This window comes from Undibacterium pigrum (assembly GCF_003201815.1).
GTDB lineage: Bacteria > Pseudomonadota > Gammaproteobacteria > Burkholderiales > Burkholderiaceae_D > Undibacterium > Undibacterium pigrum.
In genome coordinates this window covers 327081-350346 of record NZ_QJKB01000004.1, presented here as the reverse complement: position 1 = coordinate 350346, position 23266 = coordinate 327081, and the positions used below count along the sequence as shown (strand labels likewise).

The 23266-nt window shown below is 49.8% G+C and carries 28 protein-coding genes; 9 read left to right on the top strand and 19 right to left on the bottom strand.

Annotated features, from left to right (window positions below; translation table 11 throughout):
* Positions 1-110: 110 nt before the first annotated feature.
* The 9 genes from DFR42_RS15180 to rpsP all read right to left on the bottom strand — a co-directional run bounded on the left by DFR42_RS15180 (position 111) and on the right by rpsP (position 6294).
* Positions 111-1184: an acyltransferase family protein gene (locus tag DFR42_RS15180; RefSeq protein WP_110255831.1), complete on the bottom strand. Its 1074-nt coding sequence runs from the start codon at positions 1182-1184 to the stop codon at positions 111-113.
* Between the two features lie 11 nt (positions 1185-1195).
* The gene (locus tag DFR42_RS15175; protein WP_110255830.1) at positions 1196-1765 is read right to left on the bottom strand and encodes a GNAT family N-acetyltransferase; all 570 of its coding nucleotides are present in this window, start codon (positions 1763-1765) and stop codon (positions 1196-1198) included.
* Complete coding sequence (locus DFR42_RS15170) at positions 1765-2238, bottom strand: GFA family protein (RefSeq protein ID WP_110255829.1); 474 nt, start codon at positions 2236-2238, stop codon at positions 1765-1767. The genes DFR42_RS15175 and DFR42_RS15170 overlap by 1 nt, the downstream gene beginning before the upstream one ends.
* 104 nt (positions 2239-2342) lie before the next feature.
* Entirely contained in the window at positions 2343-3293 is a 951-nt protein-coding gene (locus DFR42_RS15165; protein ID WP_110255828.1) for a CobD/CbiB family protein, read from the bottom strand.
* A 119-nt stretch (positions 3294-3412) separates the two neighbouring features.
* Complete coding sequence (locus DFR42_RS15160; protein ID WP_110255827.1) at positions 3413-4081, bottom strand: CoA pyrophosphatase; 669 nt, start codon at positions 4079-4081, stop codon at positions 3413-3415.
* A 101-nt stretch (positions 4082-4182) separates the two neighbouring features.
* Positions 4183-4566: a 50S ribosomal protein L19 gene (rplS, locus tag DFR42_RS15155; protein WP_110255826.1), complete on the bottom strand. Its 384-nt coding sequence runs from the start codon at positions 4564-4566 to the stop codon at positions 4183-4185.
* Between the two features lie 132 nt (positions 4567-4698).
* Positions 4699-5445 (bottom strand): tRNA (guanosine(37)-N1)-methyltransferase TrmD, encoded by a 747-nt coding sequence (gene trmD / locus DFR42_RS15150; RefSeq protein ID WP_110255903.1) that lies wholly within the window; start codon positions 5443-5445, stop codon positions 4699-4701.
* A gap of 37 nt (positions 5446-5482) precedes the next feature.
* A complete protein-coding gene (gene rimM, locus DFR42_RS15145; protein WP_110255825.1) occupies positions 5483-6025 on the bottom strand; it encodes a ribosome maturation factor RimM in 543 nt (180 codons plus the stop codon).
* Positions 6026-6042: 17 nt separating this feature from the next.
* The gene (gene rpsP, locus DFR42_RS15140) at positions 6043-6294 is read right to left on the bottom strand and encodes a 30S ribosomal protein S16 (RefSeq protein WP_110255824.1); all 252 of its coding nucleotides are present in this window, start codon (positions 6292-6294) and stop codon (positions 6043-6045) included.
* A 185-nt stretch (positions 6295-6479) separates the two neighbouring features.
* On the opposite strand from rpsP, the gene DFR42_RS15135 reads away from it, so the two are divergent.
* Complete coding sequence (locus DFR42_RS15135) at positions 6480-6908, top strand: NINE protein (protein WP_110255823.1); 429 nt, start codon at positions 6480-6482, stop codon at positions 6906-6908.
* 94 nt (positions 6909-7002) lie between these two features.
* Here the strand turns inward: DFR42_RS15135 and DFR42_RS15130 are convergent, their stop codons facing one another.
* The 4 genes from DFR42_RS15130 to DFR42_RS15115 all read right to left on the bottom strand — a co-directional run bounded on the left by DFR42_RS15130 (position 7003) and on the right by DFR42_RS15115 (position 10104).
* The gene (locus DFR42_RS15130) at positions 7003-7824 is read right to left on the bottom strand and encodes a DUF2189 domain-containing protein (RefSeq protein WP_110255822.1); all 822 of its coding nucleotides are present in this window, start codon (positions 7822-7824) and stop codon (positions 7003-7005) included.
* A gap of 118 nt (positions 7825-7942) precedes the next feature.
* Positions 7943-8914, bottom strand: a complete 972-nt coding sequence (locus DFR42_RS15125; RefSeq protein WP_110255821.1) for an alpha/beta hydrolase family protein — start codon at positions 8912-8914, stop codon at positions 7943-7945.
* 42 nt (positions 8915-8956) lie between these two features.
* Positions 8957-9541: a TMEM175 family protein gene (locus DFR42_RS15120; RefSeq protein WP_110255902.1), complete on the bottom strand. Its 585-nt coding sequence runs from the start codon at positions 9539-9541 to the stop codon at positions 8957-8959.
* Positions 9542-9723: 182 nt separating this feature from the next.
* Positions 9724-10104: a tautomerase family protein gene (locus DFR42_RS15115; protein ID WP_110255820.1), complete on the bottom strand. Its 381-nt coding sequence runs from the start codon at positions 10102-10104 to the stop codon at positions 9724-9726.
* A gap of 348 nt (positions 10105-10452) precedes the next feature.
* Between DFR42_RS15115 and DFR42_RS15110 the strand changes: the two genes are divergently transcribed.
* Positions 10453-11250: a substrate-binding periplasmic protein gene (locus DFR42_RS15110; protein ID WP_110255819.1), complete on the top strand. Its 798-nt coding sequence runs from the start codon at positions 10453-10455 to the stop codon at positions 11248-11250.
* A gap of 2 nt (positions 11251-11252) precedes the next feature.
* Here the strand turns inward: DFR42_RS15110 and DFR42_RS15105 are convergent, their stop codons facing one another.
* Positions 11253-12371 carry a DUF2855 family protein gene (locus DFR42_RS15105; RefSeq protein ID WP_110255818.1) on the bottom strand — a complete coding sequence of 373 codons (1119 nt, stop codon included), beginning with the start codon at positions 12369-12371 and terminating at the stop codon, positions 11253-11255.
* A 252-nt stretch (positions 12372-12623) separates the two neighbouring features.
* Between DFR42_RS15105 and DFR42_RS15100 the strand changes: the two genes are divergently transcribed.
* The 6 genes from DFR42_RS15100 to DFR42_RS15075 all read left to right on the top strand — a co-directional run bounded on the left by DFR42_RS15100 (position 12624) and on the right by DFR42_RS15075 (position 17888).
* The gene (locus tag DFR42_RS15100) at positions 12624-13271 is read left to right on the top strand and encodes a hypothetical protein (RefSeq protein ID WP_110255817.1); all 648 of its coding nucleotides are present in this window, start codon (positions 12624-12626) and stop codon (positions 13269-13271) included.
* The gene (locus DFR42_RS15095; protein WP_110255816.1) at positions 13268-13945 is read left to right on the top strand and encodes an ABC transporter ATP-binding protein; all 678 of its coding nucleotides are present in this window, start codon (positions 13268-13270) and stop codon (positions 13943-13945) included. Before DFR42_RS15100 ends, DFR42_RS15095 begins: the two co-directional genes overlap by 4 nt.
* Positions 13942-15159, top strand: coding sequence for an ABC transporter permease (locus tag DFR42_RS15090; RefSeq protein WP_110255815.1), 1218 nt, complete (start codon positions 13942-13944; stop codon positions 15157-15159). The genes DFR42_RS15095 and DFR42_RS15090 overlap by 4 nt, the downstream gene beginning before the upstream one ends.
* A 13-nt stretch (positions 15160-15172) precedes the next feature.
* The gene (locus tag DFR42_RS15085; RefSeq protein ID WP_110255814.1) at positions 15173-15913 is read left to right on the top strand and encodes an outer membrane lipoprotein-sorting protein; all 741 of its coding nucleotides are present in this window, start codon (positions 15173-15175) and stop codon (positions 15911-15913) included.
* 2 nt (positions 15914-15915) lie between these two features.
* Positions 15916-17169, top strand: a complete 1254-nt coding sequence (locus DFR42_RS15080) for a hypothetical protein (protein WP_110255813.1) — start codon at positions 15916-15918, stop codon at positions 17167-17169.
* 98 nt (positions 17170-17267) lie between these two features.
* Complete coding sequence (locus DFR42_RS15075; protein WP_211324314.1) at positions 17268-17888, top strand: hypothetical protein; 621 nt, start codon at positions 17268-17270, stop codon at positions 17886-17888.
* A gap of 30 nt (positions 17889-17918) precedes the next feature.
* On the opposite strand, the gene DFR42_RS15070 is transcribed toward DFR42_RS15075, so the two are convergent.
* From DFR42_RS15070 to DFR42_RS15050, 5 genes are all read right to left on the bottom strand, one after another.
* Positions 17919-18896 (bottom strand): GGDEF domain-containing protein, encoded by a 978-nt coding sequence (locus tag DFR42_RS15070; protein WP_110255812.1) that lies wholly within the window; start codon positions 18894-18896, stop codon positions 17919-17921.
* A gap of 156 nt (positions 18897-19052) precedes the next feature.
* The gene (locus DFR42_RS15065; RefSeq protein WP_110255811.1) at positions 19053-19595 is read right to left on the bottom strand and encodes a GNAT family N-acetyltransferase; all 543 of its coding nucleotides are present in this window, start codon (positions 19593-19595) and stop codon (positions 19053-19055) included.
* A gap of 24 nt (positions 19596-19619) precedes the next feature.
* Entirely contained in the window at positions 19620-20726 is a 1107-nt protein-coding gene (locus tag DFR42_RS15060) for an HD-GYP domain-containing protein (RefSeq protein ID WP_110255810.1), read from the bottom strand.
* Positions 20727-20812: 86 nt separating this feature from the next.
* On the bottom strand, positions 20813-21901 hold the full coding sequence (locus tag DFR42_RS15055) for a DKNYY domain-containing protein (protein ID WP_170133539.1): 1089 nt from the start codon (positions 21899-21901) through the stop codon (positions 20813-20815).
* Between the two features lie 146 nt (positions 21902-22047).
* Positions 22048-22281 (bottom strand): hypothetical protein, encoded by a 234-nt coding sequence (locus DFR42_RS15050; RefSeq protein ID WP_110255808.1) that lies wholly within the window; start codon positions 22279-22281, stop codon positions 22048-22050.
* A gap of 40 nt (positions 22282-22321) precedes the next feature.
* Here DFR42_RS15050 and DFR42_RS15045 point away from each other — a divergent pair, with 40 nt between their 5' ends.
* A complete protein-coding gene (locus DFR42_RS15045; RefSeq protein ID WP_245936987.1) occupies positions 22322-23191 on the top strand; it encodes an SAM-dependent methyltransferase in 870 nt (289 codons plus the stop codon).
* Positions 23192-23266: the final 75 nt, after the last annotated feature.

Below are 23266 nucleotides of genomic sequence, written 5' to 3'. Positions count from 1 at the left end.
CAGAGGCTTATAGACTTAATACAGACTTAAGGTAGTTCAGATTGGACATCTGCCTTGCTTTGTCCATTTATGAACAGCAATAGTGTGCGGAAACGGACACCTTCGGTATCTTATAACCCGGTGCGCAGCTTGGGGATATGCCTTGCTGGCAAGAGCAAAGCATGCAGGAACTTATTCTTTTTGACCAGGCTCAATAAGAGCAATGGCAACAACAATCCTGCCAGAAATGCCAGGCTGGCATTCAGATAGTTAAATGAAATCCAGCGTGCCAGGATGGCAAATACCTTCCACTCTATCCATGAATGAAAGATCATGATGAATAAACTGCTGGCGCCCAAATAAGCCAGTGCCTTACCCAATTTGCCAGTGTATTGCAAACAGGTCGACACTGACAGGAGCAGATAAATGCCCAGCAAGGCCTGGGCAGTTGATATCCACCTGTTGCCATACACGCGCATATTCAAATCTATGGTTTCATCAAAAAAGAAATGCAGCGCCGTAAACAACAGCAACGCCATAGTAAATATCCAGGACTGGAAGCGAAAGTGCATGACATGTTCATGCATCACGTAGCCCAGCAAGACGAAGGCAGTGCTGATGCCAATCAGATCCAGGTTCCATGGCAAGCCCGGGAAATTGCCTTGATGATTACCCAGCCAGAGATTCAAGCCAGCAAATTGTTGTGCGTCCAATTGGCTCAACATATGTATAAAGGCTATTCCAGCAGCCAATAAAATAGCCATGCAAAACACTGGCAGCAATAACCCGGCATGCAGGCGATTTGCCAGACGCAAAATCAGCCAGGCCAGCAGCATGGCCAAAAACAAATGCGGCAAATACCAGAGTGGCACCCACTCTATGGTATTACCAGTGGCATATAGCATGCCGAGCAAATAGCTGCGTGCATCCACGCCCGACAAGGCTATGCGCGCCAGTCCCCAGACTGACAATACGACAAAGAAGGGCTTCAGCAAGGCATCTGCCTTGAAAGCCAGAAAATCCCTGAAAGCAGTATCGTGATGCAGGACAGCCCCGGACAAAAAGAAAAACAGGGGCATGTGGAAGGAAAAGATGATGCGAAACAGTTCGCCATGATCATGAGCGATGATCCAGTTATGTCCAAAGACCACCAGGATAATACCCAGACCTTTGGCAATATCTATACTGGCATTTCGCTCAGACATAAACCCCCGTCTTATTTTTGTACATCATAAGTCAGGCTGGCCTGCCAGTCTTCCCGTAGCAAGGAATGTACTGCTGCTGTGACTGGCACTCCACCAACGATGAGGCGATTGCGGGCCAGGCATTCAAGCTGCGCACCAACTTTTTTTGCAACAGCGATACTGTTGATATTGCCTTCGGCAGCGACTATCTCAATTCGATTGAAATCCAGTTGCTTGAAGCCTGCGTCTGCCAGCAACATGGTCGCCCTGGTGGCGATGCCCTTGTCTTGCTCAGACTGCCTGATCCAGTAACCAAGATTGCAGTAGTTATGCAGCTTGCTGATCATATTCAAGCCCGCACCACCCAGCAATACCTTGCCATCTTCGCTGAAGATACCAAACTCATAGGCAGTGCCTTCTTCCCGCGCTTTATCACATGCAGCAAACCATTCACGTGCGTGATCACTATTAAAATCGGCATGGCACCAGCCCATCCAGCGGCCTACAGTTTCAACGGATTCACGGACTACGGCAGCAAATACATCAGCATCATCAGCCTCATACGCGCGCAGGCAAATGCCAGGAGCAATAATTTTCTTCATTATTTTTTCGTTTTATCCGGCAAATTTCTGTTTTTCCAAGCGGCAAACAGGATCTGGAAATCGTCTGGGTTGTCAGCATATTGCAAGCAATCTTGATCCAGATTCAACCAGGGCTGCGCACTTCTGGTCCAGATATGGGCGACCGCCTGCAAGCTGCTGGTATCGTTCAGTGTACCCGGTTTAATGCTGATGATCTCTGTCTGTCCCAGCAAGCGATGGAACAAGCGTGTGCCACAAGTCGGGCAAAAGCTGCATTCCATCTCACGCCCTGAAGGCATTTTGCGCACCCATAATTTGGGCTCACCCGTTTTTAGCAGCATATCACCCAGGCGTATCCAGAGCGCCATGCCAAAAGCACTGGATGATTGTCGCTGGCAATCCTGACAGTGGCAGGTGAACAAAGTCAGTGACTCACCTGTTACCTCGTATTGCACCTCACCGCACTGACACTGGCCTTCAAAGCTTTCTGACATACGATGCTCCTTCTATTCTGAATATCATCACGAGATATCCAAATCTTATCCAGATCTGCCATAGCAAAAAAGCTGGTACTGCATTAACAGAACCAGCTTTTAAATTATATCCAGACTGCGAAGGAAAGGAGTAATAGCAAGAGCATCCACAGCAACAAGGCTCGCCATACCAGGCCAACGGCGCTTTGCAAGGCGCGTGGTGAAGCTTCTGCGCCAGGCTGGCTTTCCAGCTCCAGGCTATCGACGTCAACTGCTGTGGCATCTGCCTGCAAGACCATGGCTTTTTCTTCTGGTTCACCGAGGCGTACGCCCAGTGCACCACCACCGGCAGAGAGAATGATACCGACCAACTCGTCCGACCAGCGATCCGCATAATTGCGCCAGGAATACACAGCATCTTCAAAATTGCCGACCACGGCAAAGGCGACGGCGGTCAGGCGGGCTGGCACCCAGTCTATCCAGTAAAAGACTTTGGCTGCATAAATGCCAAATTCTTCGTTTTTCATATGCTCAGGTTCATTCCAGGCGCGTGACAGATATTCTGCTGCGCGATACATGACGGCGCAAGCTGGGCCTACTGGCATCAAAAACCAGAAGAACACGCCGAATACATTGCGGTGAGTGGCGATCAAAGAGCGTTCCACTGCCAGCCTGGAAATTTCCGATACATCCATGCCGGTAGTATCCAGATGCGTCCACTCTGCCAGATAACGTCTGGCGGTATCTTCATCGCCAGAACTCAGGGCCAGTTGTATTGATGTGAAATAATGGCTATAGCGACGGAAACCCAGGGTCAGGTAAACAATGAGCACATTCCACAGCAAGGCGGCAATCGGGTTCAGGCGCAAGCACAGCCAGTAAATCAGGGCTGTTGGCAAAGTCAGCGAAGCGATGACTATCCACCAGCCCAGGCGGCCATGCTTGACCTTGCCCGCATTAAAGGATGCTTCGATTTTATTAGCCAGCGTCTGGATTTGCGTATAGATAGGGTTATCTGCCCGCAAGGGCTTGAGCTGCTCAATCAACAGCGCTAACAGGATGGAAATAAAGGTCATGGTAGACTGGGCTTATGTTGCAGCGCAATGCCGCAAACAATCAATTTGCAAATGCGGCAAGTGTAAACCGATTTGCCCAGATTATGAAGCTTTGTTCTGTTGGGAAAGACTTTAGAGTCTTAGGCACGCAGGAAATGAAACAGATTGCGCAGCATGCCAGCCGTTGCACCCCAGATAAAATGCTGCTCATAGGGCATGGCATAAAAATGCCGTTTGCCTGCATTATCGGGCAAATCAAAGCTGCGGCGCTGGTGATTTTTGCCATCCATCAGGAAACTCAACGGCACTTCAAAAATCGAGGCGACTTCCGAGGGATCGGTACGCACGGGGAAACCAGGCATGATCAATGAGACTATGGGACTGACCTGATAGCCTGTACCCGTTTTATATTCTGGCAGACTCCCCAGAATTTCAACATATTCACGTTGCAAGCCTATCTCTTCTTCTGCCTCACGCAGGGCCGTAGTGACCGGATCAATGTCTTCATCCTCAAAACGCCCGCCCGGAAAGCTGATTTGCCCAGGGTGGTGATGTAGATGCGCGGCCCTTTCAGTCAGGAGCACGGTCAGGCCCTCATCGCGCATGACGATGGGTATCAGAACCGAAGCTGCTCTGAAAGGAAGGTTTTTGGAGAAAAAACTCTCATCAACAACTTCTGGCGACCATTCATAATGCTGCAGGAAGCGCTGGCGCAGCCATGCTGGCGACAGATGCTCGGCAGGCACGGCCGTTTCTTCTCCCAATGAATGGATAGGAAAAGATTGAGGATCAAAAACTGGTTTGCTCACGATACAGAATAGTTTTCTTGTTGTTGGACATATTTTGCCTTTGGCCGGGCAATAAAAAAAGGATGCCTGAGCATCCTTTTTCAATACGGCAAGACCAGATATTACTCTGCTTTTGCTGCAACAACTTTACGTGCTGGCAATTTCTCTTTGATACGAGCAGATTTACCAGAGCGTTCACGCAGATAGTACAGTTTTGCACGACGTACATCACCGCGACGTTTCACTTCGATAGAAGCGATCAGTGGGGAGTACAACTGGAATGTACGCTCAACGCCTTCGCCGGAAGAAATCTTACGGACGATGAAGTTGGAATTCAAACCACGGTTACGACGGGAGATAACTACGCCTTCGTAAGCCTGTGCACGTTTGCGTGTACCTTCAACAACGTTGACGTTCACAACAACTGTGTCACCTGGTGCAAAGTCAGGGATGTTTTTGCCGAGGCGAGCAATTTCTTCTTGCTCTAATTTTTGGATCAGATCCATTTTTTACTCCTATGACCATCTTGCCGACGCTGCAGAATCTGGTTCTGGCTGATGCCCGGTAGAGGATGGGGTTTAACATGTGAATCATTGAAGATTCACGCTTATTAATTCCCGCCCGAGAGCAGGAAGATACTACAAACTGCTTAAAAACTTTTCGTCGGCACGGCTTAACAAGCCTGCCGCACGCGCTGCGATGATTAAATCCGGACGCTTTAACTGACTGGCTTCCAGTGCACGCTGACGCCGCCACTTTTCGATTTCAGCATGATTACCACCCATTAACACAGCTGGCACAGTCTGGTCTTCAAAGACTTCTGGTCTGGTGTAATGCGGGCAATCCAGCAAACCATTGACAAAACTGTCCTGCACTGCCGAGGCATCATCGTGCAAGACGCCAGGAATTTGCCGTATGACAGCATCCATCAGGGCCATGGCTGGCAATTCACCGCCAGACAAGACGAAATCGCCGAGGCTGATTTCTTCATCGACGTAATTATCCAGCAGACGCTGATCTACTGCCTCATACCTGCCACACAACAAGACCAGGCCCGGCGTTGCCGCCAGTTGCATGACCTTTTCATGGGTCAGTGGTTTGCCCTGTGGTGACAGATAAATCACTTTGGGCGCCACTGCAGACAAGGCCGTCTGACGTGCCTTGGCAGACTCGATTGCGGTCTGCAAGGGTTTTGCCAGCATCACCATACCCGGGCCACCGCCATAAGGCCGGTCATCCACAGTACGATGCCTGTCAGTCGTAAAATCACGCGGATTCCACAGCTTTAATTCGCATTTTTGTTGCTCGAAAGCTCGCCTCGTTACACCTGATTGTGTAATGGCAGCGAACATTTCGGGGAACAGTGTAATGACATCAAACTGCATGTGCATGTGCACGTTCATGCCTTCTGAGTTCATCACCTTAATAATCACTACCCCAGTCGACCTGGATTTTGCCTGCTTTTTGATCAACTTCCTTGACGAAAGCTTCTACAAAAGGGATCAGGCGTTCGTGTTTCACCAGTTCATTTTCAGGTACATCCGCTGCCGCCACCCGTAAAATCGGATGCGCCCCGTTGTCCATCAAATCCCTGACCACACCTAAATTCTCACCCTGAAGATTTTCCACCTGCAAACCTATCAGATCAAGCCAATAGAATTCACCAGACGCCAAAGCAGGAAAATGCTTGCGAGAAATTTGTACAGTTGCACCTTTCAGTGCTTCTGCGGCATTTCTGTCAGGCACACCCACCAGCCGCGCAACTACATCTTCCCCCTGGATTTTAACTTCCAGACGGTCAACATCACGCAACTCAGGCTTATCCAACCACCAGGTTTTTACTGACATCAATGCGTCAGCATCAGCAGAATAAGGACGTATCCTTACCCAGCCGTGAATACCAAATGCTCCCGAGATATAGCCAACCAGGACCAGATCATCAGGAGCATGGACTGCAGCAGTCATGATACAGCTTGCAGCGATTAAGCTGCTGCTTTACCGGACTGAGCTACCAGGCGAGCAACTGCTGGAGACAATTGAGCGCCAACACCTTGCCAGTAAGCCAGGCGATCAGCTGCAACGCGTACTGTTTCTGCATTGCCAGTAGCTACTGGGTTGTAGAAACCGATGCGCTCGATAAAGCGACCATCGCGACGATTACGGGAATCAGTTGCAACGATGTTGTAAAAAGGGCGCTTTTTTGCGCCACCACGAGCTAAACGAATAACGACCATAATATTTCCAAAAAATGTCTGAACGCGGAAAAAGCTGTAGATTATAGCCCGCTTCTTGAGCAAGTCGCAAGAACTATCCCACTTTTCGCTTGCATGATGCTGTTTTTATCTGTCAACGTGACAATTGAGACACACTATCACCTCATCGCATACAATCACAGCTTCGACTTTGATGGCTGGCCGCAATGACGCTTACTGATACAACACCACATAAAAATAAAACCCTGGCAACTTTTCTGGCAGCCGTCTTTGGTGCTATTGGTCTGCACCGCTTTTACCTAGTTGGTAAAAAAGATAAATGGGGCTGGCTGCACTTTATTACTTTGCCGCTCAGCATGATGGTGCATTATTTCTATTTTGGCAAACCCGAAATTGTGCAATATGGTTTCCTGCTGCTGTCTTTCCTGATCGCCATACTGGAAGCACTGGTGCTAGGGTTGACGCCAGATGAGAAATGGGATGCCCGTCACAATAGCAAATCCGGCAAGACCAGCGAATCCAACTGGCCACTGGCCTTGCTACTGGTGCTGACACTGGGTGTAGGTGCATTTGTATTGATTGCAGCCATCGCCCGCACTTTTGATCTTTTATACACGGGTGGCGCTTACGGTTGAGAAAGCCGGTCCGTATCAATAAATCTCAAGACAAAAATCAAGCCACGATCATTCGTGGCTTTTTTGTTCTCAGGCATACGAATGCGTTAATACATCAACGGTCCGCTTCTGTTCCCACCACATCCTTATAAGCATGCCAGGTGGCGTGACCTATGATGGGCATGATGACAAGAAAACCGATATTCCAGCTCATGAATCCCACTACGACACTGGCTATAATGAGGCCAGACCAGACCATGGTGGCAGGCACATTGATGAACAGGGCAACACAACTGATGATCATGGCGGTAATGGCATCAGTATCACGATCCAGCATCAGGGGTATGGACACCCAGCTAATGGCGAATACCAGGCTGGCAAACACAAAGCCTATGCAAATATAAACAGCCAGAAATTCAAGATTATTCAGCGAGAACAGCTGCGCCAGAAAATGCTGCATGGTAGGCATGCCCTTGTTATAAAACAGGGCAAAGATCACCAGTGAAGCGCGCGCCCAGACCATCATGATAACGGCCAGCACCAGGGCCAGGACACCGATATTGCTCCAGCGCCCCTGCATGGAAAACACACTGTCCAATAAACCAGAACGCGCATTTTCAAGCCTACGACTGATATCGTACAAACCCAGCGCCAGCAAAGGCCCGACCAGCAGAAAACCACAGGTCAGGGCAGACAGATATTCTGGCGCATTGTTCAGCACCAGTTGCAACACCAGGCCCATGGCAGCAAAGCACACACCATAAAAAATACTGGAGCCACCAGATGCACGAAAATCTTGCCAGCCCAGCTTCAGCCACACCAGAGGGCGAAACATGCCTATCCGCCGCAATGGCGGAAACACTGCCTCATTATCGATGACTGTGGTGATATCAGGCGGCGCACTATCACCACCCCTGCCCTGCGTCTGATCTGCCATGCTGTCTCCATTTATTTTTTTACTACTTTTTGTCCACCTCTTTGATGCGGATCAAGATCCATCCTAAGACAGTCTGGCGTGAATGGCAATCCAACCAGGCATTATTTATCTGTGCTTTTTATTTTAATTTCTCGCGCAAAAAACCATTGAGCTTGAGCGCCAGCTCAGGTGCCAGAGGCAAGGCTGGATCACCATAGGAAGCCATTTGCTGCGCCATGTCACCATTGATGATTTTCAATACATGGTTCATCTCATGTACCAGCAAGGTGCTCGCATCTGGCCTGGCTTGCTTCAGCGCTGACAGTTGTGCGACATCGACCTGTACGTCCTTGTCGCCCTGAACCAAGAGAATGGCGCAAGTCAGCTTGCCTATCTCTTTTTCAGGCGTGTAGCGAAACCAGGAAACAAGGTAAGGCTGTACGCTGTCACGATACAAAGACTTTAATTCTGCAGGCACTTCTGTATAGGTTTTCCCTGCTTGCAAGGCAGCCAGAATTTCTTCATTCTTTGCAGCCAATGGCGGTGGCAGCTTGCCCTGCAATTGCTGGCGCAATAAATCTGCCGCATTTTTTGCAGGGCCAGCAAGCGAGATGAGGGCTTTGACTGGCTCTTGCTGCGCAGCCAGCATGGCAATCAAAGAACCTTCGCTATGCCCCAAAATCGCCACATCAGAAAACCTCTTATCTGCCTTTAACATTTTTAACCATGCAGCAGCGTCCTGCACATAGGTTTCAAAACGCAAATCAGCTTCAGATGTTGCAGCACTGGCGCTGGCACCGATGCCACGTTTATCAAAACGCACAGAAGCAATCCCGGCTTGCCCCATGCTTTCTGCCAGCATTTTCAGGGAATTATTTTTACCTTTCAAGGGCGCTGAATTGCCATCTCTGTCAGTCGGTCCTGAACCGGCAATGATCAGGACGACCGGTAATTTTCCTGCACTGGATGGCAATTGCAAGCTGCCGGCAATTTTCCCCGTCGTAGTCACCAGCGCAATATCCTGATCAACGACAGGCTGCTCAGCAGCCTTGCTGGAAACACAAAAAGACAAGCTCGCCATCAAGGCGATAGCAGAGATAAGAAGACGCATGATAGTCAATTAGTTGTGAGTTGAGAGGAAAAATACCGGCACTTAAACTTCATGTGCTTTCAGTACTTTTTCTATGCGACGGTCAGGTATCAGCCATATCAATGCCATGCCCACATACAAGGCCATGGACAATAAGGGATACCAGAATGCCAGCGGTATTGCAGTGGCATAAGTGATAGGCGAGAGCTTGCCTTTCCAGTCTGAACCGACCGCTTTTTTCAACAAAGAATTTTCACCCTGGGTTGCAATAATCTGTTGTTGCAAGATGAAATAGGCAATCGCGGACATCAGCAACACAAGGCCATACAAAGCCGCCGGTGCCGAGGCAAAATGATTTTCGCCTACCCAGCCAGAAGCAAATGGGATCAGGGAAAGCCAGAACAGCAAATGCAGATTGGCCCATAAAATACCGCCAGTCACCTTGTGGCAGGTGTGCAGCATGTGATGATGGTTATTCCAGTAAATCCCGACGTAGACGAAACTCAGTATATAACTCAGGAATACTGGCCAGACAGGCAGCAAGATTTCCAGCGTAGCGCCATGGGGCACTTTCATTTCCAGCACCATGATGGTGATCAAAATCGCAATAACACCGTCGCTGAAGGCTTCCAGCCTGGTTTTTCCCATCATTGTTTACCTCTTATTAAATTATTGATAGTTTGAAGATTTGGTTTGATGACTTGCTTTGATAAGGTCATGATGATTTTTTTTGACTATATAGATTACCTACGGCCAAGGCAATCCAAGCTGGCAGCAGTTGCGCTGTTACCAGCATGAGGTAAGCACAGGCCAGGATGCTCTGGTATGTCTCAGGTATGTAACAGACGCCCACCTGCAAATGACCAGTTTTCCCAGGACGTTTCCTTGAAGCAGACCATGATGTTTTCCGGGTTCATGCTCTTTTCGCTGAGTCGCTTCATCAGGCTGTCCAGCATTTTTCTTTTGACCTGCACACTGCGCCCGACTGACCAGAGGATTTCTATCAGGACGAAGTCCTGATTTCTGTTCTTGTGCAAATCGGGATAATGGGGATCAAAGCGGAAATTTTCTGTATCCAGCTCCAGAATACGCTGGAATTTATCTGTCTCAGGCACCCCCGCCTCTACCAATGCCGCATGTACGGCATTCAAGACTGTCTCTTTAAATAACAGGGACTTGGGTTTGCAAACAGTGATGGTCACCAGTGGCATGATGTCTCCTTTTTACGCGAACAGTAAACATTGAGAACCCTGGCTCTATCTTAGCAAATTAATTAGCTCTTTTGAAAATCTGTATTTTTTCGCATGGCTTATTTTCATTTTTTTGCTGAATGAATAACAGACTATTTACAGATTATTAGCAAAAAGTATCCGCCTAAGAACGTGTTTACGATCTGTAGCGAGCAAGCGTCAGCGGGTTGAAGAGCAGCGCATGAGATCCGTTCACGCTTGCGCAGTAAGATCGTAAGCAGGTTCTAACAAATCCTTACTTAAAGCAACTATACAAGCCCCGCTTAGCACAGGTATCATCGCAAAACCCTTTCCGTAGAAAAAGATTGCATGCAAGACAAGTACCGCGCCGCTTTTTTGACTGTTACCCGTTGCACTGGCTTGTTGCTTGGTCTGTGCTTTCTGCTATCACCAGTTCAAGCCAAAACTGTCTTGCCTTTATTGCTGGCAGAAACCCGCACGGAGAATGGCGAGATCGCGCCCATACGTCCGGAAAATCAGAAGATCATCGATTACTTTGAGCGCAGCATGGATGTACAGTTTGATGTGCGTCGCTATCCCCTGCCGCGAGTTATCGAAAACATAGGCAAGGGCGAGGGTCTGGGATTTGGTTTATCAAAAAGCACAGAAAGACAAAAAACCATGCGCTATTCCGACCCGGTTTTCTCAGACTTTGTCTGGGTCGTGGTCAGGGATGACAGTAGGATGCAATACGCTGGCGTACAGGATTTGCAAGGCAAATCGGTAGGCATTGTCAGGGGTATACGTTTTGGCGATGAGATAGATAAAATGCGCAATGTGCTGTTCAAGGTGGAAGAAGATCAGCCACAAACCAGCTCACGCCTGAAAAAACTCTTGTCCGGACGTATGGATGTCATGCTGGTTAACTCGCGCCTGCCAAATGCCAAGGACCTGGAAGCGGAGCTCAATCTCTATCTGGATGATAAAAACCTGCGCAATGAAACGCAAATGAATTATGGCGTCAAGGTCTTCGCTAAACCCATGCTGGTTGACCCTATCCATTTCACGGCAGGCATCAATACCAGAGCAGAAGTGATCAACAAGATCAATGCAGCCATCATCAAGGGCAGGAAATCAGGTGACCTGCCTGCCCTCTGGAAAAACTGAACTCAGCCAGCCCCCAGCAAAGTCAGCACATTACCCTGATCTGGCCGCGCTGCGCCACCCAGCATATCATCATAGACTTGCCTTACTGCCGCCTCGCCCTGCCCGTGGATGATATGCATCCATGGTTTTTCTGCAGACATGACGGGCTGCATGAAGGCTTGCCAGGCTTCGGCCAAGCGTGATTGCACGCCATTCGGGCCCCAGTCCGTCATGCGCTTCTTGATTTGCGCTGGCGCAAAGAATAGCGTCGGTTTTGCACCGGGCAGGTTTGATGCGCCACTCAACTCTTCCCAATGGGTGCCGCCAACAGCACAGCTATATTTCATGTTGTCGTTGAAATGATGATGCAACTGGCTGCGCAATTGCCCATTGCCAGCCATATCCACATACACGACGGCATGGTCAGTTGCCAGCTCAGCGACTTGCTCATAGCTGATGACTTCATCATAGATAGACATATTCCGTACAAATTCCAGATTGCCTGGCGAGGTCAGGCCAACTATCTTGCAAGACTTGTCTTTACGTAGCGAGAGCATGAATGCCAGACCATAAGCAGTCTTGCTGGAAGCACTGGAGATCAGTACGGTCTGTGCACCGAAGAACTGATTATCATCGAGGAAATCATCAATCATGAAAGAGGTAATGAACAAGGGCCGCAGCAAAACCTGGACATCTTCAGATTCTTTGGTGTAGCCAGGGTCGGTACTGGTGCGTACATAGTGATTGTACAAACCATGCATGGCTTGCCTGTGCTCAGCACCATCGACAAACCCGGCAGGAGATACCCGTGTTGCCTGCACTGTCAGGTGCGTGGCCATGGGGTAATAACCATAGAAACGCTCGCCAACTTGCACGCCCTCGGCTTTCGAGGCCAGCACATCACCAAAGCCCCAGACCGGGATATTGCCCCAGCCTTCATCGGTAGGAAAGAAATTCCAGTAATGCATGGCCGTGCCAAAGGCAGCATAAGTCACGTTATTCGATGTGAAGGCAAAACGCTCCACTTGCAAAACGACTTGCCCGTCTTGCAAGGCTGCTTCTGTCGGAACATGCAGGGGTTTGAATCTGGATTCCAACAAATTGCTTTTATTGACAATAAACTCTCTGGCTGAATTTTTCATGATCTCGTCGCTTTTATTAAGAATTTCCCAACTAAAATCCAGTATTACACGATTCAGGATTTTTTTCCTGCCTTGTCAATACTTCCATACCTCTCGCGCAACAGCACATCCATTCGCGCCATTTTTAATACCGTTCACGGCAAACTTCCCTGCCCCGTCGCATCTGCATTGAGGGTAATGCTGTCCTTCCTTAATCTCCGTTCTGTCGTACTTATCCATGCACCACAACATTCACACTGACAGGAGACTCACATGCGCGCATTTCAACTCACTACCGGTAAAAAATTTCTGTTGGCAAGCAGTCTGATGCTGGCATTCACTACCCAGGCCATGGCATTTTCTGAGCCACAGTTCCAAACCGCTTTCCAGCAATTCACCCAGTCTGCCAAGGGTAATGAAGAAGCTGCGGCGAATGCCTTCAGTGAATTACTCAAGCAAGACCCGACCAGCCCACTGATCATGGCCTATGCCGGTGCAAGTACTGGCAAGCTGGCGGTAACCACCATGTTCCCATGGAAGAAAATGTCGTATGCCGAGGATGGCATGGCCATGCTGGAAAAAGCCCTGCAACTTGCCGCCGCCAATGAAAATGCCCAGGGCCATGGCAGCACGCCCGTGATACTGGAAGTCAAATATGTCGCTGCCAGCACTTTTTTGGCTGTGCCAGCTTTCATGAACCGTGGTCCGCGTGGTCTCAAGCTCCTGAATGAAGTATTGGAACATAAACAATTCGACAAGGCAGAGCCAGGCTTTCGCGGTTCTGTACTGATGCGCGCTGCCAGCCTGGCGAATGAACAAAAACGCCCTGAAGATGCCAGGCGTTACCTGAATGAAGTGGTCAAGCAAAATGCACCGCAGGCAGAAGCTGCCAAGGCCATGTTGAAAGGCATTCCATCATGAGCCTGGCCCCTGCCATAGAACTGCATGCAGTTCACAAAACCTATCAACTCGGTGCCCACGTCGTCAAGGCCCTGCAAGGGGTAGACCTGACCCTGCAGCGTGGTGAATTGCTGGCCCTGACTGGACCGTCCGGCAGCGGCAAGAGCACGATACTGAATCTGTGCGGTCTGATAGACCATGCCGATGCCGGTGATATCTTGCTCAACGGCGTCAATATCAATGAATACAATGAAACACAAAAAACCCTGCAAAGACGCGACACCATAGGCTTTATCTTCCAGAGCTTTAACCTCGTACCTGTCATGACGGTGGCAGAGAATGTCGATTACCCGCTCTTCCTGACGGGTGTACCGGCAGCAGAGCGACGTGAGAGGGTGGCAGCACAATTGAAAGCCGTTGGCCTGCATGAGCATGCCCAGCATTTGCCAGACGCCTTGTCTGGCGGCCAGCGCCAAAGGGTGGCTATCGCCCGCGCGCTCATCAAACGCCCCAGCCTGGTGATTGCCGATGAACCGACGGCCAGCCTGGATTCACATACCGCCGACCAGGTATTGGACCTGATGCGTGAACGTGGTCATGCCGAAGGCGTGGCCTTCATCATCGCCAGCCATGATAACCGCCTGACTAGCCGTAGCGACCGCATCGTGTCACTGCTGGATGGGAGATTGCAATGAAACTCAGCTGGCTCAAATTCGCCTTTTACAATACCCTGCGCAACCGCCGCCGTTCTGCCATTACCGTGGTCATCGCTGCGCTAGGTACAGCGGCTATCCTGCTGGCCGGTGGCTTTGCCTATTCGACTTATGAAGGCCTGGCGCAGATATCTGCACGCAGCACTGGTCACCTGACCATAGGCAAACCCCAGCATTTCACCAGTGACCAGGATGTGCCACTGCAATATGGTCTGGAAAATGCAGCAGCCCTGCAAAGCAAGCTGCTGGCTGACCCAGCCGTGCGCTATGTCTTGCCACGCATAGAATATAGCGGCCTGATCAGCAATGGCGACAAATCGACCATCATGATGGCAGTAGGTATAGACCCTGATGCCGAATTCTCGGTCAAAGGCCCTACCCTGACATTGAAAGAAGGTGAATTGCTGCAAACCGAATCAGCAGAAGCAGAAATCGTCCTGGGTGACGCACTGGCACGCAGCCTGAAGGCCAAACCCGGCAGCAGTCTGACGTTGATGGCCAGCACCACTGATGGTGCCCTGAATGCGGTTGATGTCACCGTCAAGGGTCTGGTATCCACCGGCGTGCCTGAGCTGGATAAGCGTCTGGTGTATTCGAATATCAAGACTGCACAAAAGCTCTTGAATACCCAGCGTATTTCCAGTCTCGGTGTGTTCCTGAACTCCATGGATGCGACCCTGCCTGCACAAGCCAGACTGGCAAAAGTATTTCCTGAACTGACGGTACAAAACTGGCTGGAACAAGCCTTCTTTTATAAATCTGTACGCGATTTGTATAACCGTATCTTTGGTGCTCTGGGTGCCATCATCAGTGTCATCGTGGTGTTCGTAGTTGCCAATGCCATGGCCATGGCCATCATAGAACGTACCCGTGAAGTTGGCACGCTGCGCGCCATGGGTACCTTGCCAGGGCAACTGATACGCAGCTTTTCTTTTGAAGGAATGATACTGGGTGGCACAGGTGCCATCGCTGGTGCCTTGCTGGCGATCACCGTTGCGCTGCTGCTCATGGTGTTTCCGGTAGAAATGCCACCACCACCAGGACGCTCCAGCGGTTACCCCTTACTGATCACGATAGATGCGGCCATGTATGCAATCACCGTGTTCATGATGATTGCCTTGTCCATGCTGTCGTCAGCCTTCATCGCCCGCAAAACCCTGCGCCAGCCTATCGTCGATGCGCTTGCACATAACTAAAACTGGAATAAAAATGAAAACAGCTATACACGTCACCGCCTTGTTGCTGGCAGCAGCAACAGGTCTGGCCAGGGCAGATGAAGTCAGTGATATCTTGAAAGCTGCTGATCAGTTCAGGGTCGGTACAGAAAACATGCAGGTAGAAACCGAGATCACCACTTTTTCCAAGGATGGTAGCAAGGAAAAAGAAAGAAATTACCTGGTTTTTTCGCAGGTCAATCATCAATCTCTGGTACTCATGAAAAGCCCGGCAGAAAAAGGGCAAAAGGTTTTGATGCTGGGTGATGATTTCTGGATGCTCTTGCCCGGCAGCCAGCGCCCGCTGCGCATCACACCCATGCAAAAATTACTGGGGGATGCCTCTATCGGCGATATCGCGACCATGAGCTGGTCACAAGACTACACAGGCAAGATAGTTGGCGAAGAAAAATGCAATGACAAACCCTGTGTGCACCTGAGTTTGAATGCCGTGCGTAAATCCGTGGCTTATCAGCGCATAGAGCTGTGGCTGGGTAAGATCCGCCACGAACCGATCAAAGCGGACTTGTATGTGCAGTCAGAAAAACTCGCCAAGCAAGCCAGCTTTGTTCTCGACAAACCACAGGCACCAACTGCGGTATCCGAAATGATCTTGCTGGATCAATTGAGCAGCCACAAAGAGACACGTGTGCGCTATCTCAGCCGCAAGCAAAAGACGGTGCCTGAACAATGGCTGAACCCCATGTTCCTGGCCAAGAACCCCAGCCTGGAGTGATCATGCCTGATTTGAAAACCCCAGCCCTGGCAAGCTTGCTGGCTGCCCTGCTCTGCACGCCTGCTTTTGCCAGGGCTGAAGATGCAGAAGTCAGCGGTCAGATGCGTGGCCTGGTCAATAGCTATACCAGCAATAGCGCCAGTCCTTTGGCGATTGCCAATCAACTGGTGCCGGGCTTATCCAGCAAGAATACACAACTGGGTGTAATGGAAACCGAATTGCGCGCCCGTGGCAAAGGCATTAATGCTGTTGCGACCTTGCAGGGACAGATCCATGATGGCGGGCGCACTCAGGCCACGGCATGGCTCAATGAATTGTATGGCAGCCTTGGCGATGGCGCATGGCAGTTCAGTGCCGGTAAAAAAACCATTGCCTGGGATGTGGGTTATGGCTTTCGTCCTAATGATGTAGTGGCGCAGGAAAAGCGTCGTTCACTGATCAGCACAACTGTCATCGGCAAACCCTTGGCCAGCCTTGAATATTTCAATGCGAATACCTCATTGTCCATGGTCTGGGTTAATCCCGGCCATGCTGCAACGACGGACATAGCAGATGAACAGGCGCTGGCAGCACGAGTTTATCATCATACTGGCGGCGTCGATTTGCATGGCTTTGGCCGCTATGGCCAAAAGAGTGGTGGCAGCCTGGGCGCTGCGGCGTCATGGGTCGCGACAGATGAAATGGAGATACACGGCTCCTTGCGTTTTATGAAAAAAAATACAGGTTTGCGCATGAATGCAGATACTAGCTTGCTGCAGCGCACCAGCCCCTGGCAAAATAATACGCAAAACAATGTCGTGCAAGCCATGCTGGGTGCGAACTACACGACAGAATCGCAGCACAGTTTTTTCCTCGAAGCCTGGTGGGATGGCACGGCCTTGTCAGACCGCGAATGGCAAGACTGGAATAAGCGCAATCTTGCTTTGCAAGGCAGCGTCAATTATTTGCCGCAAATGCAGCAAGTCATCGCATATAACCTGGCCTGGCAAACCCAGGCCTTGTCAGCCTCTGGCAATATACGTCGCAAGAATGTGTTTGCACGCTGGAGCTGGCAAAAAAATGACTGGCAACCCTCGCTGGATATACTGTGGACACCAGAGGACAATGGCCGCATCATCACCGCAGCACTGGGCTGGCAGGGTGACCGCATCAGCATCAATGGCGGTTTGCGTATTTATGGCGGCCCAAGCAAGGCAATACTGGCGCAGCTGCCAGATAGCAAAACGGCATATGTTTCTGCTACCTGGGCATTTTGAATGTAGTGACAGGCAGTTTCAGCATAAATTTCAGCGACGATTTCAGCGACGATTTAAGCGATAATGGCGACTTGCTCCAAATCGCTGAAAGCCGCCCCATGTCAAAATCCCATGTTGATGCCAATTACCGTTTCATCGCCGCCAACCAGGAAGTCAATACCCGCATAGCACAAAGACATCAGGCGCTGGCTCTGTATGTGACCCTTGTGGTCAGTCTGCTGGCTGCGCTGGTGGCCCTGAAACCAGGTGAGCCCAGCAGCAAGCTGCCGGTAGAATGGCTGGTCATGGGTTTTCCTGTCGCATCGATTTGCCTGACTTTTTTGAATTACAAGGCAGAACGCTCGATCACGAATTTGCGCCATTTCCTGGCAACTCTGGAAAGGCTGGAAGATGCCCACCTGCACCTGCCCAGCTATAACACTGACCCACGCTGGGCCAGGAGCGCCAACAAGGCCAGGCGTTTCCAGGATTATGCCTGTGCGGTACTGGTGGCTGCCGCCAATGCCATAGGTCTGGGTGCTGTCATTCATATCTACCCTGAGCGCATCGCGGCCAACCAGTTTGTCATCTGGATCAGTGTCATTACGGCCCTGGCATCTTTATTTGTCTTGCTGTTCATGCCAGCCTGGAGTTATCGCCCTGACAGTGAGCTGGAAAAACAGATTGTCGTCGCCAATGACATTACTGCTTCCGCTGATCAGCCAGACCAGCAAGCTTGAGGCTGTAGTGGCCTTTAGTGAGGCTTGAGTTCAAACGCTGTCATTGACAGCCACGCGCACCGCATTGCGCCCAGCCAGTTTTGCTTCATAAAGCATGGTATCAGCACGCTGGAACCAAGCCTGACCATCTTCCCCTGCGATTTTCTTTGCCACTCCTATGGATACGGTAACCGGATAATCACGCAGCAATTGTGCCTTTTCTACCAGGGTGCGCAATTCCTCGGCAAACCTGGCTGCGGCAATATCGTCTGCCCCCATGGCAATGACGACAAATTCTTCGCCACCATAGCGGAAAAAGCAATCTGCCGTGCGTATGCGTGAACGCAGCAATGCGCAAAACTGTATCAACACCTGGTCACCCACCATGTGGCCAAACTGGTCATTGATTTTTTTGAAGTGGTCAAGATCAAGTATCAGGATGCAAACATCAGTATGTACTTCATCCTTGGCGCAGATAGTCTGTAGCTGCTTGTCAAACGCACGGCGGTTGCCAGCACCGGTTAAAAAGTCTTTTTCTGCCTGCTGGTTCAATTCAAAATGCTGGAGACTGGTGCGGTCAGAAAAAATATAAGAAAACAGATTGATCAACACCAGCGTTACAACCAGGCTGGACAAATCCAGCAACAGCATGGCATTACGCAAGATCACGACCAGCACGATCAATGAAACGCTATTGATGATCAGTGCTTCTTTCGCCCTGAGTATAAAGAAAGCAGCGATCATGGTGGGATACACCCAATATGCGATAGGCACACCCTTGACATACACTGCGGCCAGCATGCCCATGGAGTAAAACACCGTGACGGCAATACCGGCCAGACGTACCTTACGCGTGCGCCAGACAAAAACAATGATGCACAGCATACCCAGCACGATCAGCAGATCGACTGTCGCCATCAAAAAATTGCCCTGGAACAGACGCACTATGCCGAAAGGAAGGATGCTCGGTATGCTCAGGCCACAAAGCATGAGCAAGACTACTTCTTCTTTTGAGCGTTTTAACAACATGCTGTTTTCCCGGCTATCGTCCCTGCAAGGCAGGAAGCTGTTCAATGCCAGCCTAACTCAAGCTACAAGCATATGTCCAACACTATGCAACAGGCATTGCGTGAAAAAAACAATCTTGTTAATTCGGTGTAAAGATTTGTTTGTCCACCAGCAATATCAGGCAATGTCAGGATGTAAACATGCATACATCCAGAAATTACCAGGGGTGCCACGCACCATGCGAAAAGCCCGCAAATAGCCTTCACGTTCAAAGCCCATGCGCTCCAGCAGTTGTATGGAATGGGAATTGGTTTCCAGCACAGTCGCCTGGATACGGTTATAGCCAGCCTGCCGGAAACCCCAGTCACAGAGTGCCAGTGCAGCTGGCTGCATGACGCCCTTGCCCCAGTATTCTGGTGCCAGGTCATAAGCCAGCTCCGCACTGCGGTTGATGTCCGAGATAGTATGAAAACCCACTGTGCCTATCAGGCTGTCATGCTCTTTGCTGACGATGGCAAGACGAATGGGCGAGTTCATCTCATCACTTTCATAGAGACTGAACTGAGCCAATAAGTCCTCAGCATTATGAAGATTCCAGCTGGTATGCCTGATTACATCCGGATTTTTGAGATAGTCATACCAGGCTTGCGCATCACTGCGGCGTATATTGCGCAGGCTGACATCCTTATGTGAAATTTCCAGTGAATTTTTTATTTGCATCTCTGATGAATAAATAACAAACAACTATTGTTTGGCAATCAGCTTGCGCACTACATCATTGAACATCTCAACCATCTGTGGATCAAACTGGCTTTCTATATTGGCGTTGATTTCTGAAATCGCACTCAACAAACTACGCTTATAACTGCGATCTGAACGCTCATTGGTGATAGAGCAAAAAGTATCCACGATTGCCAGCATGCGTGCGCCCGGGTGTATGTTCTTGCCCGTCAAGCCATTTGGATAACCATAGCCATCGTACCGCTCATGATGGTCCAGTACGATGCGTGCCGCCTCATCCCAGCCACCAAAGCGTAATAGCATCTGGGCGCCCGTAACCACATGCTCCTGCACTATCTTCAACTCTTCCCTGGACAAGCCACCTTCTTTATTGAAAATGCTATGCGGTATAAAACTCATGCCCACATCGTGCATCAATGAAGCGGCCTGCAATTGCCGCGCATCGACAGGATTACCCAGGGCCTCATTCAGGGATGCCGTCAATTGTGCCGCTTGTTCACTGCGATTTTTTCTGTAGATACTGAGGTTATCGATTTGCTGGGCAAACTTGCGCATCATGAGCATGTCGTCCTGCAATTCCAGCATCACCCTCGGTGCCTTGCTGACGGTCTCTTTGCTACTGACTTTGCCGTCCAGCAAAGCAATTGCGTCTTTAAACTGCTGAGGCTGGAAGCCACGGCTACTGCTTTTTTGTAAGGTGTCACATAATTCGTAGAGCTTTTTACGGCGCACATCGCTGGTGCTGCCATGGGCAATCAAGTGATTCAGCAAATCCTCGACTTCATCAATCGCCAGCAAAAGAAATTCACCCAATTCCCGGAAATATGGATCTTGCTCAGCCCTGACCCTGGCGACGATTTCTTCAACCCGATGCAAAAGCTCGACAAAAGGTGTCAGGCCCACCATCTGACAATTGCCCTTGAGCGAATGCATGGCGCGGAACAGGCGATGCACATAAGCGGCTCCGCCATCATTATCCAGTTCCTTGACACAGGCCTCTGCCTCTTCGCAAGCCTCACGCGTGCAATCGACAAAGTCATCAATGATGGTGCGCTCCATGGCCAGGAATTCGGGACAAGTGAAGCTGTCAACGCTATTGGCTGTATTCATCTTGGGGTATCCCTGGTTGTCGTGCGTCAATATTAAAAAATTATAGTCTTAACTTCTCACAAATAACCACCTGAATATGTATCTTCCTATTTTTTTGTCGTCACCAGCTTGCCGTTCAAATAATAGCGAGAGTGGTCATGCGCATCAGATTTTGTTGCAGCATCGTAATAACCTGTGACAAAACTGCCTGCATCCACCTCTTCCAGCAAGATCACTTTACCCGGGCTGGAATCCCGGTAATAGATATGTTTGTCATCCCTGGCATAAGCGCGTTCCAGGGTTTTGAAGGTGGCAGGATCAGCATCCCTGACTATTTGCAAAGGCTCTGCCGCAGTAAAGAATACTGCATACACGTGTACGCCATCCGTACCATACACCGCCAGGTCCTGTTCTGATAACAAGCGGAATGCGGAGACCGGGCCGGCCAGCTTACCGACTTTGTCGAAGATATAAATCTGCTTGTCGTCTTTCGCCATATCAGCATTGAACAACTGGAAAGTAGTGGGATTTGCACCTTGCAAGACTTGCTTGTCAAAATAAACTTGCCGTGCATCGCTGCCATAGCGGCCACCCAGATGACGGAATTCTGCAGGATTAGCGCCTGGCAAGGCATGGCCTTCCAGGTAGACATGAGTCTTGTCTTTCCAGAACAATGGTGAGTTTTTTTCTCCTGCCTGCGTTGAAGGGTTGCTGACGCCGCTAAAGCTGGCAGCATCGGCATTTGCTATAAGCCGTCCGTCAAAATAAACCTGCTTTTCATCCCTGGCATAACGGGGATATTGCGTCCCTAAGGTTTTGAAAGTGGCAGCACTGGCTCCCGCCATGATTTTGCCATTGTAATAAACCTTGTCTTCCTTCACAAAATAACCAGTGCCGGATACGCCTGCAATGACATTCATGACGTGGCGCGGATATCCAAAAAGCACAGCAACAAACATTGTCAGGCCAGCACTCCACAACCAGGCATTACTCGTCGAAAAACGGAAATAGCTGGCCCCCGCCAGTTTGTAGCAAAGGAAAATAATGACGGGGTAAAAAATAATCAGCAGTAAAAAAAACAGCCCGGATTTACTGTCTTCCGAGCCAGGTGCACCAAACAACATCGGCGACATCATCATGAGCAAAGGCCAGATCAGCAGGGCCAGGGTAACCACGATATCCAACATTAATTTCATTTGTAATCTCAATAAACAATACAAATCGAATTTACCACTAATCCAAAAGTGAAGCAGCATAGCTGGCAAGCAAGTAATTCACTAATCTGGAATAATAACTCTGTCAATTGAAAAAAATGATAGTCAAAATATTAAAATAATGATTGCTATAAAAACATTGCCATCAAAGAATATTTGTATCCCCTTGCTTTGCTCTGGCACTCAACTGCCAATCCCGGCAATTCAACTATCTCACTGAAGCGTTTCATCATGAAATCCAGCATCTTGAAGTTGGCTTTACCAGTTTGGCGAGTTCTTCCAACAGAGTTCAGAGAATCTGACCTGGCTGCCAGGATAAGGCAGCGATTTCTGCCTCCTCCACCAAAAACAGCTCCGTCCATGGAGCCTCAAGTTCCGCAGCAGCCAGTAATCGAAGACCCCTTGGAGAAAATACACGCCTGGCAAAGTGCTTTCAAACCCAGCCATGATTATCAGCATTCGCCGCCAGCGCCACTCACTGCCATGCTCACCTCTGCCATTTGTACAGAGCAAATGATGCGCACAGACGTTTTTGAGAATTGGGCAGTACGCATGAAGGACAGCCCGGGTCATATGCATAGAAAAATCTGGGAATGGGCTTTCATCGCACAAGCATTGAAAGAGCGCGGAATGCTACAAGACGGAAAACTGGGTCTAGGTTTCGCCGTAGGCACAGAACCACTGACAGCGCTATTTGCCACCCATGGCCCGAACATGGTCGCTACAGATTTGTTTACCGAGGCAGCGCAGGCCAAAGGCTGGGTAGAGACCATACAGCATGCGAGTGGCTTTGAGGCGATCAACCAGAGAAATCTTTGTGATGACAGCGAATTACGCCGCCTGGTGGAATTCAAATTTGCTGACATGAATCATATAGATCCGGCGTTTCATGGAAAATTTGATTTCCTCTGGTCTTCCTGCGCCTTTGAACATCTGGGCTCAATAGAACACGGCAAGGAATTCGTCTACAACGCCATGCATTGCCTCAAGCCCGGTGGCTATGCGGTACATACGACAGAATTCAATTTATCCTCGAATGAAGATACCGTAGAAACCGGCGACACCGTGCTATACCGCAAGCGTGATATCGAGGACATCATCACTACCCTGCGCGCTCTGGGACACCATGTGGAGATGGACTGGCGTGAAGGCGATGGCTATGCCGATGGTCATGTCGATCTCGCGCCCTATATACATGATACCCATTTACGCCTGCAGATAGAAAGATATGTGGTTACTTCCATGGGATTGATAGTGCAAAAGGCATACTGACGGCATGAATGACAGATCCCAAAAAAAAGCCCTGCAATCGTGATTGATTGCAGGGCTTTTAAACACGCAGATACT